This is a genomic window from Maritalea sp. YIW29, from assembly GCF_057219265.1.
Map to the genome: position 1 here is coordinate 1582189 of NZ_JBXVVF010000001.1, position 17875 is coordinate 1600063.

The following is a 17875-nucleotide window of genomic DNA, read 5'->3' on the forward strand; positions in this document are numbered from 1 at the left end:
GAACCTAACGCAATTCTCGTTTTTTGATCCATTTGGCGGGGTTGCCAACATAGACCCCGCCCGCGGTCAAAGTTGAAAATGCTACACTGCGCGCGCCCAAAATGACTTCGGCTCCGATTGAAACGCCGGGGCCGACGAAACTCTGTGCTGCAACCCAAGCGCGGTCGTCAATTTTGATCGGTGACATTTGCAAACTAAAATTCGGGTCCGTGATGTCATGACTTCCAGTGCATAGTTGCGCGCCTTGAGACACGACTACATATTTGCCAATTTCAATTTTTGCCATGGTGTAACAGTTTACGTTTGGGCCGATAATTGAATTAGCGCCCACTTCAAGATTTCGAGGCAACCAGATACTGGCTGAAGAGTAGATGCGTGCGGTTGGATGAACTTTGGCACCAAACCGGTTCAACAAAAAAGCACGCCATCTGTGCAGGTTGGGCGGTGTCCATCGCGCAATTAGAGCCCACACGACACAGAAAATCAGTCGCTCCATTCGATGCGAAATCGGAAAACTGGGCTTGCCGGTGAAGATGTTCTGTTCAGCTTTCAATCGCCTGCCCTCTTGCAGCACTTGCCGTCGGCTTGGCCAATATTCGCTCATATTGATCGATCATTTTTTCAACGATGCCTGGCCAAGCATAGTTTTTGGAAAACTCTTTACTCGATTGAATTTGCGCGGCCTTTTCATCACATGCGCTGCTCGATTGCGCCTTCAAAATGAATGATAGGTTTGAAAAATCAAACTCCAAACGTGTCGCAACCTTGTGCTTAAGAAGCTCAGGCAAGTTGCAATGGTCGGTGATCAGTGGGACGCAGCCATATTGCAGTGATTGCAGCACGGCCATCGGGAGGCCTTCACTTTGCGAGGGCAAAACAAAATATCGAGAGGACGCCAATGCGTTAGCCTTCTCCGCTCCATAGAGGGGGCCGATAAATTCAACGTTGTCGTGGGCTGCGGCCAAGTGTTTTACCGCACCTTCATATTGGGCGTCTCCCCAACCACCAATAGTCAGCGGGATGTTGATGTCAGCCGCTTGTGGCCAGTTATTGATCAGTTCAAGAACCTGCTTTTTCTCATGTAGTCGCCCCAGATAAATCGCACTTTCAGCCTTTAGGACACCGGCTGTTTCCTCAACCGCGTCTACGCCGTTAGGGACCACAAAACATCGGTCTTCTGCACCACTCAGAAACGTCGAAATTGCCTGTTGCTCTGCTTCGCAAAGTGCGTGCAAATATGCGTGTTTCATCAGGGGCCTTTCGAAAAGAAAAGCATGAAGCCGCTTTAAATTCGGGCGCCGCGCCACGATAAATTTGTCCAACATGCCGCGGGGAGAAACAACGATCGGGATCCCCAGCATCTGTGTAAGCCGTCCGATGGCGCTCGTTGCGCCCCAGATTCCATGAATGTGGACCAAATCTGGTTTGTATTTCATCAAATTTACAATAGTCGAAACATCGAAGCTCCATGCCCCAGCCCAACGCTCATGGGTGTGGAGCGTGACATTTCCCCAAACATGTTTGTCAGTATCAAAGTGCCGATCTTTTCCACCGACAACCAGCGTTTCAACCCCGCTTCTTTGCAGTGCGTTGGCCAGCCCAGATACCGAGAAATACAGCCCACCAGCACTGCGCGATAATGATGGTGTGATGTGTGCAACCCGCATATTAGGCCACCGACAAAGCTGGTGATGAGCGACGGGCGTGCCATTCGAAGAAATAACCAAATGCAATTGCGAGATAGAAATACCGCAGGCAATTGCGGATAGGATATTGTGAAGCAAAGAACAGAGCCAACAAAAATATTGCCATCACTACAAGATAGGCTGTTGGGCCATATTGCATGGACTTGAAAACAGATTGCGACGCCACGAACACGACACCCCAGAACAGCGCAAAATAATACGGCCCAAAACCCCAAGCTTCCCCAAAGGCGTTGAACGGCACGTGCTGGAGAACCCGTTGTTCGTTTACATGTTTGACAGATTGGAAACCATCGACCGCATCAATGGTGGGCATAAATGAAAGCAGTTTGAAGATCGTGTCGTAATTATCTGGCACGGCAGACTGAACGGAAGCTGAGGTGACCACCAAACCCGCCGACACATTCGCCGCGATTTTTTGTAGCTGAAGACCACCTTCGAATGAGCTGATCAGTTGTCGGACGATAAATCCCAAGCCCAGTTCCGGATGGGCGCGTGCTTCTAACACATAGGAAATTGGGACGATTGCGCAAACGGCGAGCATTGAAGCGGCAATTGGTTTCCGTGCCACCAGCAACGCAATTGACGCCACGCCGAAATAGACGCCGACAATTCGACTGGCCTCAACAAGGCCAATTGCGCCGGCAAACAGAATAGCTGGCAGAGCGAACCAAAAGAACGCTTTGTTTGCTGACAACAGGCTGTTTGTCGCCAGCACGATGAGGAGAATTGTCGCAACACGATAGGAAGTCGCGATCAACTTGCTGACTTTGTCGTCATCAAACAGGGCGTTGTAATCTTTGATGGAACCATAATTGGCGTATCCGAACAGCGACTCCCACCCGAGTTTAGAGGTGAAAAGCGCCGTCGCGATGAGGCAAAGCGCCAGAACTGACCGCGCAATCCAAGGCGGCAATTCGATATCCAAATTGGAATTCGGCGAAACCGTGCTTCTATTTGAGAACGAAGCGTATAGGCCCAACGCCAACAGCATTGCGCCGGTTATCACCTCGGGACCGTTCCAAATTGGTTGGTCGTTGATGTAAAGCACAATCGAACCAAGCAACTCGATTTGGTCCGTGGCTAATGATTGAGCAAATATCCAGTTGTTGCCAGCAGCGAAAAGCAACAATACACGCCCATATAAAGTCGCCTTAGGGATGAAAATGACACTAAGCAACGCGGTCAGGATGAACAGATGAAACAACGTCATGCTGCCTGCCCTCGCTCGGCGCCAGACAGGGAGGCGGCTCTTGAGATAAGGATGCAAGCAGCGACGATCACCAGCATATTGGCAGTGAGATCGGCAACTATAATGGCGTGCAGCCCCCAATGCCCAACAAATATGATTGTGACGGCCAAACCCATTAGAGTTGCGCAAAGGGTTAGAATGGCTGCAAGTTTGAACATGCCGAAGGCTGACAAAATTTGAACCAACAGAAGCGAAAGCGCACCTGACAATATCAAAATTGCGAATTTTGATACGAGTTCTCCGATACGTGACAGCTCTGCTTGCGCTACGTAAAATCCTGCCAATGCCGCGATGGCAGCAAAACCGAAAGCGGCCATTAGGCTCAGCCTTTGTGCTGCAATCATATCTAGCGGGCTTGTTCGATCATTCGAAATCGTTGTTCGAACCAAACCGGGAAACTCCACGCGCTTTATCAAGCCAGATAACAATAGAAAACCTGTGACGATTTGCTTTACGTAGATGAGCACTCCAGCAGGCCCGCTCCCTAAAACCGCAAAGCAAATGATAAGCTGTAGGCGGAAATAAACTTGTCCCGGCAACAGTGTCATCAGCGCTGCAAAAGAGTCAGAAAACATCTTCTTTAAAGCTGGCCGTGAGATTGTTCGTCGCTTGTACTTCATGCCGACGCGTCGGGCAACAATGTGCTGCGCAACCACCGCGATGAAGCACCCTATCGAGAATGCCGCGCCCAACAAAATGCCTTGAGACGTTTCAGGCAATTCAAGCGCGAAAGGGAATGCGAGTGCGGTTGTAACGTAGGGCGACGCTGCGGCAAATCCACTAGCGCCGCTCAGCCGCAAGCCGTCCAACAGGCCCGTGAGGTTGAAGGTCCAAATCAAAAACGCTGGCGCAACGCAAACCACAAATGCCTTGGAAAAGACCCAGTCGCTTGCGACAAAATACACCAGCATCGCGCTGAACAACAAAATGCAATACGTAATTCGAATGATTGTAGACGAGTAAAACATTTCGGCAAATTCTTGCCGTTTTGATTTGTCGCTCTGTGCCAACGCAATCTTGCGGGCCACAACAACCGTACAGCCGCCATCAACGAGCAGGAGTGCCAAAATTGCGAATGAAAAGTGGGTTCCAAACGTTGCTAATTCCACCAGTCGGTCTTGCGCAACTAACCAAGAGTTCGCCACAAAAATAGCGCCCTGCCCGAGCAAAAGTCCGAAAGCTAATAGAGCTAAATTGAACCATTTAGTCGTGAGTTGGATTTGGTTCAATTGGAACATAGGTGTTCCAACTCAGTTTCAAACCGCTTCAGTATGTTTGGCTTGCACCAACTCTCAGACGCACGTATTCTTGCGTTTCTGCCAATCTCATCGCAAATTTCTGGTTGATCAAGGAGCTTTTCAATTGCATGAGCAAGCGCCAACGCGTCCCCCGGCTTTGAGATCAACCCACAGTCCTTGAGTTCATTTGCAATGCCGGTTCCCGGATCCACAGTTGCAATTATGGGCCGACCAGAAGCTAACATGTTGGTCAACTTCGAAGGAAGCACTAAGTCCGCTGTACCGGCGGCCTGCGGCAGCAAATGAATGGACGCCAAATTTAGCAGTTGGTTCAGATCCGCGGCTGGCTGCAAGTCGCAAAATTGAATGTTGTTCAAGCCATCAGCGCGCAACTCTAAGTCATGGCGCGACGGTCCCTCACCACAGATTACAAACGTCAGGTCTTCGCGATGCTTTAGCGTTCGGGCGGCTTCAATTAGGATTTCGATGCCGTGCTTGCGGCCGAGGCTACCTGAATAGAGGGCAACGTTGGGAGTGTCGATATTCCAAAAATCTCGGAATTTTGACGGCGTATCCAATGGGTATACTTCCGACGTGTCGGTCCAGTTTCTGAATTCCGTCGATTTGGAAGGCAAAACACCTTTGGCATGCAGCTTTTTGACCATTTGGGGTGAAATTGCGCTGACCCGATGAAATCGCTGCAATATTGATTTCTCAAACCAGCCAGCAAATCTTGCCAAGGCCGATTGGCTTGAAATCATGCTAGTTGCTGTAGCTGCCTCTATCTCAAAATCCTGAATATGCAGCCACGACTTTGCCTTCACGAACCATGCTGTAAACCGCGTGGTTATTGCTGACAGCAACGACGGGGCGACACAAAAGATGCATGTTGGGCGAAAGGACATAGACTGGACCAAAACAGGGACCAAGCTGGCCAGAAGAAAGCTCAGATGATGTAGAATTCGTCTTAGAGCAGTTGGGTTTTTAGGAACATATATCGGTACGCGATGTACCATGACGCCATTTTCCGCTTGTGATGTCCAGCGCCATTTCGGATGCCCGTCAGCAGTTTGCCAATTCGGGTAGTAGGGCTGTGCACAGACCACGCGCACCTCGTGCCCGATTGCAGCCAAATATTCAGCCATTTGACTGGTATAGACAGCTATCCCCACCTCCTCTGGTGCATAATTGATACCGACAATGAGCACCCTCATCGTAAATACCCAATCTGCTGATCCAAGAATTTGGATTGCTCTTGTCCAGCGACAAATCGATCACAATAGTAGCTTTTGTACCAATCAACATATTGCCGAATGCCTGCATCAAGGGACGTATCAGGCACATAATCGATGAGCGACTTGAGTTGGGCTGTGTCCGCCCAAGTCGAAGAAACGTCACCTTTTTGGTTTGGCAACAAGTTACGCAACGCCGTTGTTTCCGTCGCTCGTTCAATTGCGCAAATAAGCTGGTCCAGCGAGACAGGATTTGAGCTACCTATATTCACCACGCGGGAAAACGCTGCGGATGGCGGCAAGTCAATCAGTTCCCGAATTGCGGTGGCCAGATCATCTATGAACGTAAAATCCCGTATTGCGTCCCCAAAGTTGTAGAGATCAATTGGGCGGTTGTTCAGCATCGCGTCAGTGAATTTTGCAACCGCCATATCTGGCCGTCCCCATGGTCCGTAGACCGTAAAAAAACGGCAAATTGTGGTCGGTATTTCATATAGACGCGCATAGGACTGGGCCATTACTTCAACCGACTTTTTGGTCGCCGCATAAAAGGATATCTGACGATCAGTATCGCTACCCTCAGCACATGGGGCGTCTTGATTATCCCCATAAACCGATGATGAAGATGCCAACAATAAATGTTTAGGCGGATGTTCCCTCGCGGCTTCAAGCAGCTCAAAAGTGCCACAAATATTGCTTTGCAAATGCAGTCTCGGATTTTCAATCGAATGACGAACACCAGCTTGAGCCGCCAGATGCACAACGATGTCTGGTCGATATTTTGCAAACAGTTCGGCTAGCGCCTCGGGCGCCTCGATTGATTGCTGGATGAACAAGAAATGATTGTTTTTGCGCAATAATGCACATCGACTTTGTTTCAATCCCACATCGTAGTGCGCGGTATGGGCGTCAATGCCTACCACACGAAAACCATCATCCAACAGACGTTTACAACAGTGAAACCCAATAAAACCCGAGGAACCTGTGACCAATGCAACCGGCTTGGTGTCCGTCATTTCAACACACTCCCTCTTCAAGGAATGAGGCATAGGTTTTTAAAATACCATCTCTGAGTTTTGTTTTCGCAACCCAGCCTAGTTGGGTGAGTCGATCAATACTCAATCGCTTTCGTGGTGTGCCGTCGGGCATGCTCGGATCAGTGGTGATTTCGCCACCAAATCCGACGATACCGCTAACTAATCTAGCCAGATCCATAATGCTGATATCTTTGCCAGTCCCGATATTTATGTGACCGCCTTGTTGAAAATTCTTCAGCAAAAACACCAGTGCATCAGCACAATCATCGACGTAAAGAAACTCGCGTTTTGGCCTTCCAGTGCCCCAGATCTGAAGAGAATTTTCGTTGTTCAGCTTTGCAAGATGCGCCTTTTTGATCAAAGCTGGCAGCACATGTGCTGTTTGCAGATCATAATTATCGTGCGGCCCATATAGGTTGCAGGGCATTGCGGTGAAGTAGTCGCGCCCATATTGCTTGTGATAGGCTTCGACCAGTTTGAGCACGGCAATTTTGGCAATCGCATAAGCTTGATTGGTGGGCTCCAAATGGCCGCTGAGAAGCGCCGTTTCGCACATTGGTTGGGCAGCTTGTTTGGGATAGACGCAACTGGAGCCCAAAAACAGCAATCGGTTTACGTCAGCCAGATGTGCTGCCTGCACAATGTTGGTTCCAATCACAAGATTATCATAGAGAAATTCGGCCGGAAAACGCTCGTTGGCTGCTATACCTCCCACCTTTGCTGCCACGATTATTATGGCGTTTGGCTGCGTATCGGCGGCATAAGCGTTCACGGCGTTTTGGTCGCGCAAATCGAGGCATGTTCTATCGATAGTCAATATTTCACAATGCTCATCGATCAGCCGTCGCGCGAGTGCACTACCGACCATGCCATTGTGGCCAGCCACCCAAACTCTCTTTCCACGCAGGTCGAAAATCATTCGGCAGCAATGTGGTAATTTGGAGCGGTGCCGGCCAAAGCATCAAGATCGCTCCGCACCATTTCGCGGATCAACTGGCCGACTGACTTTTTCGGCTTCCAGCCCAGTTTCTGATTGGCTTTTGTTGCGTCGCCGATCAGCAAATCTACTTCCGTTGGACGAAATAGGGCAGGATCAATTTCCACCAAACATTCTCCGGTTTGCCGATTGTACCCGCACTCTTCCATGCCTTCGCCGCGCCAAGCCAGCTGAATGCCGACCTCCCTGAAGGCTTGTTCGGTGAATTGACGAACGGACGTCGTAATGCCAGTCGCCAACACATAGTCCGAAGGCTCATCTTGTTGGAGCATCAACCACATTGCTTGAACATATTCGTCGGCATGCCCCCAGTCACGGCGCGCATCAAGGTTTCCAAGGTCCAACTTGTCCCGTTTTCCCATCAAAATTCCAGCGACCGCACGTGTGATTTTGCGGGTGACGAACTCTTCGCCGCGCACCGGACTTTCATGGTTGAAGGCAATGCCATTGGATGCATGTAAGCCATGTGCTTCGCGATAATTCACGACCGTCCAATAGGCTTGAAGTTTTGCAATCGCATAGGGCGAACGAGGGCGAAATGGCGTCAGTTCGTTTTGGGGCGCTTCGTTTACGTCACCGTACATTTCAGATGACGACGCCTGAAAGAACCGCGTTTTGTGTTTGAGACCCAAAATGCGAATGGCCTCCAACACCCGCATCGTGCCAAGTCCAACGATGTTGGCCGTATTTTCGGGAACTTCAAAACTCACCCCAACATCGCTTTGCGCTGCAAAGTTGTAAATTTCGTCTGGCTGGATGCCTTGAACGATCTGGATTATGCTCAACGCATCCGACATATCCCCGTGATGCAGAGTGAATGAGCGACTTTGTCTCGGGCACCTTAATAGATGGTCGATCCTTGTCGTGTTGGGCGATGAGCTCCGTCGAACCACGCCATGAACATGATATCCCTTTTCAAGAAGAAATTGGGCCAAAATGGACCCGTCTTGCCCGGTTACACCGGTGACCAAAGCTGTTTTACACAAAACATCACCTGATTTAAGTACAACTAAAATATTTATTCAATATAATACATATTCTGATACGTATATATTAGTACGTATACATAAATACTAATGACATTTAGGATTGTTTTGCAAGTGCCTAAAATTTGAAGTCTAAATTTTATTTATACTTTAGGAGTCAATGCTCATTGTGGCGCGCAAGCAATAACTACATTTCAGCCAAATAGATACGCACAGCTTCTTGTACATGACGGAACCGGTCGCCGCCCAAATGTTTCCCGCCATACCAGCGTGTTACAACCACCAGATGATTGTTGACCTTTTCACGTTCCAACATGCGCAAAATAATCATGCCCGCACCGCTTTCGCCATCATCATTCTTTATGCCGCCATCGGTGCATAAAACACCCCAACTATTGTGGGTCGCTTTGGCAAATTTCTTATTTTTCTTCAAAGCCTTGAGAAGGATTTTTGCGTCCGCTGCGGAATGACATTCAGCACCGGAGACTGCGTATTTCGAACCGCGATCTGAAATGATGTTTTCAATGATCCTCATGGCGAGCTTTCTCGTTCCAAAACATGCAGATCAATAATCTTGTTCAAAGAAAATGCCAGCTTTTGTATTGCCGTCGCCAGAAGTCTCGCCTCGGGCCTTCAGACTATCCGTAATCTCTAGATCAATGGTGATTTTGTCGTCTTCGGCCCCTGAACCTTTTTCCACGTTCACATAGGTTCGATCATTGAGATATCCGCCAATGCCAACCACCGTACCACCAGTTTCGTTCGATTTAACATCGATATTGTCAACGCCAGCCAGGTCGCGCAATCGATCCAGCAGGCCGGGACCTGAGTTCGAACCGTTCAAGGTGGCAATCGCATTCGCCAATTGTGCAATTTGCAGGGCCGAAAGGCTGCTCAAGCTTTTACCAAAGAATATGTTGGCGATGATTTCGTCCTGTGGAAGTGACGGTGACGAGCTGAATAAAAACTCCGGCTCCGACGCGTAACCCTGCACCAGTATGGAATAGATGGAACTGCCATCTCGCGTGTTTGCTCTAAAGTTCAACGTGGGATCAAGAGGGCCAGCGAACGCAACCTGCCCGGTGTCAAAATCGAATCGTTTGGTGAGCAGCTCCAATTTACCCCGTTGCAGGCCGATTTGCCCGGTCACATTAGGGTTTGACGTTGTACCACCAATCTTGATGCGACCGCCGAGTTCTGCATCCAACCCACGTCCACGAACATAGATCCGTCGAGGTGCATTTACATCGATGTTCAATCGAATTGAAGATCCTGAGCCGCCATCACTGCTGGCTGGCGCCAATTCCTGAGCTTGCCTGTTCACCAGGCTGGAGGCAGCCTTGTGGGTCACATCAACCGGCGAAACCGCATTTGGCAAATTTTCAGGTATGCTGATATTGGCTTGGTCAATAGTAACAGAACCACTGACGACGCCTCCGCGCGCGATGGGGCCTGACAATTTCAACGCCGCATTCATTGTTGTTGCAACAAGGCCATCATCATATTTTACACTGTTCAGATTGATATCAAAGTCGCTGTTCAATCCATCAGCAGCAACCAATGAAGTGTTGCCGCGAATGGTGACCCGCCCACCGGACACAACGTCGCCCGACAGTTCTTTCACAATTGCGCGATCATTGTTCAATTCAATCGTGCCGGAAATGCTACTCAACGATAATTTTGAAGCCACTTCTTGCAACCGTGCGCCTTGGGTTTGGACAACCCCGTTGAAACGCGGTGCGCCAAACGAACCTGAGACTTGCGCTTGGATGGATGCGGCCCCCGATAACAGAAGTCCAGCGCGTGACAAAGGTTGGGCGATATAGGCAAATGGCAAGTTACCCGACACGCCAAGATTGATGGATTGAGCGTTTAAGTTTACGTCTCCACGGACCTGCGCAGTTGCCCCACCTGAAAGCGTAGTTGCAACAGAAAGGCGACCATTTTGAAATGTCCCCGACCCTTCAATATTCAAAGGTGCAAGCTTGTTTGCGCGCGCAGCGGAAGCGGATGCACCTCGGAGCGAATATTGATAGTTGGCAGTCGGGGCTGACGCCGCACCCGATAAAGTCACGTTCGCAGCCAAGGTGCCCTGTGCGGCCTGTCCTGACTTAGCGATATTGTCGAGCTCAGCCACCGATATGCCCTCGGCTGAAATGTCTAAATCAAGCGATTCAGCGATACTTCCTGAAACCGAGGCCGTGCCGGAGCCGAAGCCAATTGCAGGAAAGCTGACCTGCATGTTGCCATTTGCGATTTCGATTTTGCCGGGGCGACGCAAGTTTATGGGCAAAGACTTGTAACTCAGCTTGAGGTCATCAATGTTCAGAGAAGTGTCTCCGCCCGCATTCTGCAATGTTGCATTTACGACAACGGGCGCTCCGCCATAATTGGCACCTAATCCAATCGCGAGGTTGGACAGCGGGCCAAATATTTGTGCTTGGATGTCGCTAACATTTTCACCGGCCGCATTAATCTTACCAACGCTCACCCTGCCGTCGAGCAGTCCATCGCCCAGCAGGTCAGTTGCCGACAGATTGACATTCAACGCTGCTATTTCTGTGCCTTGCACGTCGAGCGAAGGGGCAGTGAGTTGCAGTTGGGCGGACTGTTGCCCTCCTTCACCTGAAAGCTGCATTGCCCCTTTCACAGAGCCTGCAAGCCCATCTTGGAGCAGCAGCGGGGAAATCTGGCTCAGATCAGTTTGCGAGAACTGTAATTGGCCATTGGCCATACCCGAAACCTGGATTGCCAATTGTCCCTCGACTTTCGTCGCTGGTGCGACAACTGACAAATCACTCAAATTGTGCGACCCATTGTCATTGGCGGCATAAGTGGCAGAAGCGCTGACTTTCTCGTTTCGAAAAATGCCGGACAAAGCGACATTTATGCCCTCTTGCAACAGACCCGATATCTCGCCGGTTACGTCCTCAATTGGCTCCCCAGCAACGCTGATGTTCTGGCCTCGCAAATCGACTTGCGTTTTGGGATTGTCCATGTGGCCGGAGGCGACAATTTGCAAATTGATTGCGCCAACAAGTGTCGCATCAAACGTGCTTAGATCAGCAAGGGAAGCATCTCCGGTTAGGTTGATACCGTTCTGATCCAAGCTGCCGCTAAACGAGGCATTTAGGTTGTCACTTTCACTCGTTAGTGAACGCACTTCGTGCTTCACGCCATCGCTAAGCAATTGAGCGGAAAGCTTTCCACCGTTTGCCGCGAAGAGTTGTCTGTAAATGCCGCCAGCGCCCGGGTTGATCGCGGCATCTAATGTAAGATTTGCATTGGCATTGCTTAAATTATAGTCGCCTGCGCTTTGAATGGAAAAATTGCTTCCACTAATGGACGCCGTGTTGAGAGCGAGCTGTTGGTCTGCGATATTCAAGTCGGACCGCATGGACAATTGGCCCAACAGCAGTTCATCAATCTGCGCAATGCCGGTCTTTAGATTTTCAACATTTGATTTGACAGACAGGCCGCCAACACGCCCGAGGAGATCAAGATCGTTTCCTTCTAGGGCGAACGATGAATTGCCTAACTCGATTGCACCTTGGGCGAAACTGCCCAGCACGGCTTCAACGTCTAGATTGGCGCTCTGTAGTGAACCATCCATATTGGCGCGTACGCCAATGTTACCGAGGCGAAATTGCTCGTCGCTGCCTTCTCGCCCAAAGGCGACTTCAGTGCCCTCTTCGCTGAACGCACCCTCAAGTTTGAATTTCAGTTCATCACTGACTGCATTGTAAGCGCCTTGCAGTTGAGCTGTCGTCAACGCAGAGTTGAATGTCGCTTGTTGCAGCTGAACAGATCCGTCGGCGTCCCGCGTCGCGCTGAACGCAAGTTTTGAACCTCCGGCAACAAACGGGACCAACTGGTCTGGCAGGAGCGGTGCTAATTGTCCGTTCAAGTCAACCGTCAGTTTTTGCTGTGCCTCGCCCGATGCCAGCAGCAATTTTCCTCGAACCGTTTGTTGATTGTTCAGCGCAACGCTCAACTCACCCGCAAGCGCTGAAAGCGGCCCGCTGGTCGCCAATTCCACTTGCAATGCCGGAAATCCAGGCACATCCAACAGACGTGCCAGCAATCCATCTGCATCTTCGGAAAACGAAATCTGCGCCGCCAAATTGTCACTGCTCGGATCTACATTCCAAATCGCAGAAGCCATCTGGGAGTTGGCATCCAGGTCGATAACGTTGAGGCTGCCCCCCGTTTGCAATGGTGCATTATTCGCCGTCAGGCTCCCCGCAACTTGAAGGCGTTTCGGTGCGCCAAAAACTTGTTTGGCAAACTTAATTTCGCCGATATTGAGTTCCGCAAGTGAAAGACTTTGCAGCGGCGCAGGCAAAAGTTGAAACGGACCAGTTTCTTGCGCAGACGGTGGAGAATTTGAACCGGCACTGGGCAGGCGGAATATTTCAATTGAAGCAATTCGCGCTTTCGAGAGGTCAACATTGCGGCCGATAAGCGCCCCAAAACTATAACCAATGTCAATATCGTTGATTTCTGCCCAAACACCGTTTTTATCTGAAAGCGTTAGTTTTTGCAGGACCAATCGGTTGCCTAGAACTTGGTTAAGGCCGGAAACTTGAATTGATTGGCTTGGTGAACTTGCGATTTGGCTAACCAAATTTGCGGTTACAGATCGGCCGGGGCCTGTCATTGCCAAAAGGGTCACGCACAACAAAAGCAGCGCTAGCAAAGAAGAAGCAAGGAGTGCTGCCCGCAGCAGCCAATTTGCCTTACGCGGCATAGAGCTTACCTTCGTTCAAGAATCAGGACCTAGAATGCCTGACCTATCCCGAAATATAGGGCATAATTGGGTTGGCCGGAAACATTATTCAACGGGAATGCAATATCGGCACGAATTGGCCCCAACGGCGTCAGATATCGAACGCCAGCGCCAACGCCTGTGTATAGCGTTCCGCCTTGCCCCGGCACGTTAGAAGTAAAGGCAGCGCCAGTATCAACAAACCCGACTATGCCGATTTGATCGTTCACTTTATACCGCGCTTCAACTGAAGCCTCGACAAACGACATGCCGCCTGCTGGGTTACCATTTATCGTTGTCGGACCTGCCGCGCGATATGCGTATCCGCGAATGGAACCTGCCCCGCCAGCGTAAAAGCGGCGATCAACCGGCACGTTATTTATTGACGTTCCAAAGATGCTGCCTGCAGCGACACGGCCAGCCAAAACGAACTTCTTTTCCTCGTCAAAACTATAATATGTGCTGGCGCTCGCCGACGCTTTGACAAAACTTGCTTGTGAGTTAAACGCGTATGTCGGTTCAGCCAACAAGGTCGCATGTATGCCTTCTGTTGGGTCCAAGGCGTTATCGCGATTGTCCCAGATCAGTTCAAACGGCGCGGAGACGATTGACGAATTGATCGTCGCGTTCTCGTCGGTGACAACCGCGTATTCTGCAGCTAATCCGCCCTTTAGCGTTAGCTCTTCGCGCAGCTGATTTGAAAGGCTAGCTTCAACTTTGCCGCCATATTTTTTGAAAGCATTGGAATTTTCAACGCCCAACGAAATCTTACCCTCAAAACTGGTTTTTGGGCCAAATGCATTTGGTTTGAAAAATACGAGTGCGGTATCCGCATCTAAATCGTTGATACCGCCTTGGCCGATCCGGCCAACCGATGCTTCAGCATGAAGCTTTTCCGCTCCGCCAAAAAGGTTGCGGTGCACCCAAAATGCCTCAATGCCAAGCCCTTCAAGGTTGCCTGCGGTGACGCCAACGCCAATGGTGCGCGGTTTACGTTCGCTGACCTCTATCACCAAATCAAGCTGGTCACCATCTCGCGCGTTCTCACTTGGCTTTATGACAACACTGTTGAACACACCCAGTGCCTGCAACTGACGGGTCGAGCGCTTCAAAGCATCTGGGTCATAGATTGTGCCGGACTTGAGGTCGGCGACCTGCAAAATCGTTTGTTCTTTGACATCAGCAGCGCCGTCGACTGTGATTTCGCCAATATAAGCGATTGATCCGGTAGCGAACTGCAAGGTGACATCGAGCTGATTTGTAGAATGGTCCGCCTGAATTGTTCTATTTTCCAGCGCCGCAAATGGATAACCCTGATTGCGCCATTCATCCAAAATTGTCTGTTGTGCGGACAGAATTAGATCAGATTTTGCAGGCTGCCCCTGCACAATACTATATTTGGAAACACTCAGCGGCGAGCCGTTTAATGTCGCGTTGGGTTGGGAAAATACAAACGTAGCACCAGCATCAACATTGATTGTCACTTCAACCAGTTGGCCAGAAAAATCTTTATCCAGCGGCACATCATCAATTGATTGGCCAGCAATGCGAATATCCAGCAACGCACCGTAATGAGCTTGTGCATATAGAGCAGCCAAAATGCGTTTTTGGTCAACGCGCGCGCGCGTAATCAATGCAATTGTGTCTTCGGGTGGCGTTGCTTGATCTGCGATCAGCAGCGAGGCGTTGGCAATGGTTTCGCTCAGGCCCGCGTTATCTGTTTTCAGTGTCGCCGAATAGGCTACGTAGTTGCCATTTACATCAATTGGCGCGGTTTGGGCTGCATCTGAACCGCCAAATTTAAACCCAAAAAGCTCAAAGCCTGAAGCAAACGATGTGCTGGACAGGCCTAAGACCAGCCCGAACATCCAAGCAGTTGAAAGGCGCGCGATTTTGGACAACTTGGTGCAACTCCATACATTTAGACCATATCCAGTCCAGGACGGGCTCTTTGTAGCACAAAGATATTACTTGTTCAAAAACGGAACCGACAATTATGTTAAATGGCAATTCTCCAATTTAGACCTGCACAAATGGGCGCCCATCAAGAATATGCACGTTTGCTGTAGTGCCATAAATGCGAGACAAAAAGTCAGGTGTAACCACATCCATTGGCGTGCCGGCTTGATCAATTTTTCCGTTCGCCATTGCAACCACATTGTCCGCGTAGCTGCTGGCGTAATTGATGTCATGCAACACAATCACAATTGTACGGTCGTGGCGCTCACATAGGTCGCGCAAAACACCCATGAGCGAGCGCGACGCGGCAATATCCATATTGTTCAATGGTTCATCCAAAAGCATATATGATGTGTCTTGAGCGAACGACATGCCGATATATGCACGCTGGCGTTGGCCACCGGACAGGGTTTCCAAGTGTCTATCTGCAAGGTCTGTGAGGTTTAGAACCATTATTGCCTCATCGACCTTTTGCCAGTCCTCTTTGCCCATCCTGCCTTTTGAATGTGGATAGCGCCCGAAACTGATCAACTCGCGCACCGTCAATCTAGGTTCAAGTTGAATGGATTGGGGCAAGATCGACAGTTTTTTGGCCAATTCGTCATTCGGGCAGTGACCAACATTTAAATCATCGACCCAAATTTCGCCCTGTTGCATGGGCATCAGCCGTGCGATCAGCGACAGCAATGTCGACTTACCCGCACCATTTGCGCCAACCAGTGCTGTGATTTTGCCCTTTGGGATCTGCAAGCTCAAATCGTTGAGAATGTTTTGATTGCCCAGCCTGTGTGTTACATCTTTGATGCTGATCATTTTTTCAACCTGTTTAGAAGCAGCGCCAAAAATATGATGCCGCCGACAAAATCAATAATGATGGAAAGTGGGGCGCTCAGCCCGAAGATGCGCTCGATTATTGTTTGCCCACCAACAAGAACAATTGCCGAGATCAAACCTGACGATATGAGCAAGGTGCTGTGGAATGGACTTGGCGTGACAAGGTGCGCAATTGAAACAACGAGCAACCCCAGAAATGCGACAGGGCCAACAAGCGCAGTCGACACCGAAACAAGAATTGCAATAACGGCCAGCGCGATAAGTTGAATCTGGCGGACATTTTCACCCAAGCTGACGGCTACGTCATGCCCCAACGCAACGACATCCAATCGTTTTCGGATGGTCCACACAAATATCAAGCAGACCAGAATGGCGGCTGCGCCCATATAGAGCAGATCTAAATCAAACTGATTGAACCGGGCGTAGGAATTCACCTGAATATGAGCGTACTCATTAGGATCGATAAGACGGACAGCAAAGCTACTCAACGCGCGGAACAGGACGCCTAAGATCACACCGGTCAGGATCATCCGAGTCAGATCTTTTCCGCACTCGAACAGCAGTGTGCCAAACAGAAGAGTTGAGGCAACAAGTAGAACAGTCGTGTTGATCAGGAAAAGCAGGTGCGGGCCGATTGCGATGAAGTTTTGCCCGCCAAGAAAAAACACCATCATGGTGATGATCAATATGTAAAGACTATCAAACCCCATAATCGACGGGGTGAGAATGCGGTTTTGAGCAATGGTCTGAAACAATAATGTTGAGGTGGAAACCGCGATTGCGACCATGACGAGTACTACAAGCTTTGCACCGCGAAACGGTAGTACAAAACTCCAATTTCCACGTGCACCAATGCTCATATAAAGAACACAACAGATGAGCAAGAGCGCGAAAAGAAAGATAAGACGCTTAACCGGCATGGCGATCTCGCGCATACAAAACCCAAAGGAAAATGAGAGCGCCCACAACGCCCATGATCGTACCCACGGGTATTTCAAACGGGTAACGAACAAGTCGTCCGATAATGTCGCATACCAGTACCATCGCGCCGCCTGCAAAAGCAGTGATGGGCAATGTGGCTCGAACATTGTCGCCAAAAAGGCGTGAAACGATATTTGGAATGACAAGCCCAACAAAGGGGATTGCACCGACGGTAACAACAGTGAGGGCGGTGACTATTGATATGATCACCAACCCCAAAATAACGACTTGATTATAGTTTAGGCCAAGACTGATGGCGGTTGAACGCCCCATGCTGACAATCGCAAATTGATCGGCGACGAAATATGCCAAGGCAGCCGCAATTGCTGCAAGCCAAAGGGTTTCGTAGCGACCCTGCAAGATGCCTGAGAATTCGCCGGTCGTCCAAATTTCCAAATATTGGAGCAGGTCTGCCTGGTAGGCGAAAAATGCAACACCAGCGCCGATGATGCCACCGTAGATCAAACCAACCAGCGCCACATATAAGGGCTTGGTAGGAGGCAATTTGGCCGCGATGACCATCAGGCCGATGCTGGAGAGCAGAGCGCAAGTTGATGCAATTAGGATTTGAACAAATAGAGATGAAGAAGGGAACACAAGGACCGCAACTAGAATGCCCAACATAGCACCCTGCCCGGTGCCTGCGGTCATCGGTTCGACGAATTTGTTACGCACGAGCGATTGGATAATTGTGCCACAAACCGCCAATGCGCTTCCCGTGATAAGCGCGGCGAGCGTACGTGGCAGTCGGCTAACCATGAGAAGTTGCAGTTCTTCAGCATGGAATAGGTTGGCGAAATCCAATTCGATAACGCCAACCAACATAGATATTGCTGCAATCACGATGAGCGCAAAAAGCGCCAATATGTTTGCCGCCCAGCGTGTCAT

14 protein-coding genes are annotated in these 17875 nt (G+C 49.9%); all 14 read right to left on the reverse strand.

Annotated features, from left to right (window positions below; all coding sequences use genetic code 11):
• Positions 1-4: 4 nt before the first annotated feature.
• Complete coding sequence (locus AC2D8L_RS07685) at positions 5-604, reverse strand: LbetaH domain-containing protein (protein WP_484684853.1); 600 nt, start codon at positions 602-604, stop codon at positions 5-7.
• Complete coding sequence (locus AC2D8L_RS07690; protein ID WP_484684854.1) at positions 543-1667, reverse strand: glycosyltransferase; 1125 nt, start codon at positions 1665-1667, stop codon at positions 543-545. The genes AC2D8L_RS07685 and AC2D8L_RS07690 overlap by 62 nt, the downstream gene beginning before the upstream one ends.
• A 1-nt stretch (position 1668) precedes the next feature.
• The gene (locus AC2D8L_RS07695) at positions 1669-2916 is read right to left on the reverse strand and encodes a hypothetical protein (protein WP_484684855.1); all 1248 of its coding nucleotides are present in this window, start codon (positions 2914-2916) and stop codon (positions 1669-1671) included.
• Positions 2913-4193 (reverse strand): hypothetical protein, encoded by a 1281-nt coding sequence (locus AC2D8L_RS07700; RefSeq protein WP_484684856.1) that lies wholly within the window; start codon positions 4191-4193, stop codon positions 2913-2915. Before AC2D8L_RS07700 ends, AC2D8L_RS07695 begins: the two co-directional genes overlap by 4 nt.
• Positions 4181-5407: a WcaI family glycosyltransferase gene (locus AC2D8L_RS07705; protein ID WP_484684857.1), complete on the reverse strand. Its 1227-nt coding sequence runs from the start codon at positions 5405-5407 to the stop codon at positions 4181-4183. The genes AC2D8L_RS07700 and AC2D8L_RS07705 overlap by 13 nt, the downstream gene beginning before the upstream one ends.
• Positions 5404-6441, reverse strand: a complete 1038-nt coding sequence (locus AC2D8L_RS07710) for an NAD-dependent epimerase/dehydratase family protein (protein ID WP_484684858.1) — start codon at positions 6439-6441, stop codon at positions 5404-5406. Before AC2D8L_RS07710 ends, AC2D8L_RS07705 begins: the two co-directional genes overlap by 4 nt.
• A gap of 1 nt (position 6442) precedes the next feature.
• Positions 6443-7348, reverse strand: coding sequence for a GDP-L-fucose synthase family protein (locus AC2D8L_RS07715; protein ID WP_484684859.1), 906 nt, complete (start codon positions 7346-7348; stop codon positions 6443-6445).
• Between the two features lie 29 nt (positions 7349-7377).
• Positions 7378-8445, reverse strand: coding sequence for a GDP-mannose 4,6-dehydratase (gene gmd, locus AC2D8L_RS07720; RefSeq protein ID WP_484684860.1), 1068 nt, complete (start codon positions 8443-8445; stop codon positions 7378-7380).
• A 187-nt stretch (positions 8446-8632) separates the two neighbouring features.
• A complete protein-coding gene (locus AC2D8L_RS07725; protein WP_484684861.1) occupies positions 8633-8980 on the reverse strand; it encodes a YigZ family protein in 348 nt (115 codons plus the stop codon).
• A 30-nt stretch (positions 8981-9010) separates the two neighbouring features.
• Entirely contained in the window at positions 9011-13195 is a 4185-nt protein-coding gene (locus AC2D8L_RS07730; RefSeq protein WP_484684862.1) for a translocation/assembly module TamB domain-containing protein, read from the reverse strand.
• A gap of 29 nt (positions 13196-13224) precedes the next feature.
• Positions 13225-15114: an autotransporter assembly complex protein TamA gene (locus AC2D8L_RS07735; RefSeq protein WP_484684863.1), complete on the reverse strand. Its 1890-nt coding sequence runs from the start codon at positions 15112-15114 to the stop codon at positions 13225-13227.
• A gap of 118 nt (positions 15115-15232) precedes the next feature.
• Positions 15233-15985: an iron ABC transporter ATP-binding protein gene (locus AC2D8L_RS07740; protein WP_484684864.1), complete on the reverse strand. Its 753-nt coding sequence runs from the start codon at positions 15983-15985 to the stop codon at positions 15233-15235.
• Positions 15982-16941: an iron chelate uptake ABC transporter family permease subunit gene (locus AC2D8L_RS07745; RefSeq protein WP_484684865.1), complete on the reverse strand. Its 960-nt coding sequence runs from the start codon at positions 16939-16941 to the stop codon at positions 15982-15984. Before AC2D8L_RS07745 ends, AC2D8L_RS07740 begins: the two co-directional genes overlap by 4 nt.
• Positions 16916-17875 (reverse strand): ABC transporter permease, encoded by a 960-nt coding sequence (locus tag AC2D8L_RS07750; RefSeq protein ID WP_484684866.1) that lies wholly within the window; start codon positions 17873-17875, stop codon positions 16916-16918. The genes AC2D8L_RS07745 and AC2D8L_RS07750 overlap by 26 nt, the downstream gene beginning before the upstream one ends.

Bases quoted from the DNA above. Each gene is read 5' to 3' on its own strand.
- AC2D8L_RS07730 (WP_484684862.1), bottom strand. From the start codon at position 13,195: ATGCCGCGTAAGGCAAATTGGCTGCTGCGGGCAGCACTCCTTGCTTCT.
- AC2D8L_RS07700 (WP_484684856.1), bottom strand. From the start codon at position 4,193: ATGTTCCAATTGAACCAAATCCAACTCACGACTAAATGGTTCAATTTA.
- AC2D8L_RS07725 (WP_484684861.1), bottom strand. From the start codon at position 8,980: ATGAGGATCATTGAAAACATCATTTCAGATCGCGGTTCGAAATACGCA.
- AC2D8L_RS07750 (WP_484684866.1), bottom strand. From the start codon at position 17,875: ATGACACGCTGGGCGGCAAACATATTGGCGCTTTTTGCGCTCATCGTG.
- AC2D8L_RS07685 (WP_484684853.1), bottom strand. From the start codon at position 604: ATGAGCGAATATTGGCCAAGCCGACGGCAAGTGCTGCAAGAGGGCAGG.
- AC2D8L_RS07695 (WP_484684855.1), bottom strand. From the start codon at position 2,916: ATGACGTTGTTTCATCTGTTCATCCTGACCGCGTTGCTTAGTGTCATT.
- AC2D8L_RS07740 (WP_484684864.1), bottom strand. From the start codon at position 15,985: ATGATCAGCATCAAAGATGTAACACACAGGCTGGGCAATCAAAACATT.
- AC2D8L_RS07710 (WP_484684858.1), bottom strand. From the start codon at position 6,441: ATGACGGACACCAAGCCGGTTGCATTGGTCACAGGTTCCTCGGGTTTT.
- AC2D8L_RS07745 (WP_484684865.1), bottom strand. From the start codon at position 16,941: ATGCGCGAGATCGCCATGCCGGTTAAGCGTCTTATCTTTCTTTTCGCG.
- AC2D8L_RS07690 (WP_484684854.1), bottom strand. From the start codon at position 1,667: ATGCGGGTTGCACACATCACACCATCATTATCGCGCAGTGCTGGTGGG.
- AC2D8L_RS07705 (WP_484684857.1), bottom strand. From the start codon at position 5,407: ATGAGGGTGCTCATTGTCGGTATCAATTATGCACCAGAGGAGGTGGGG.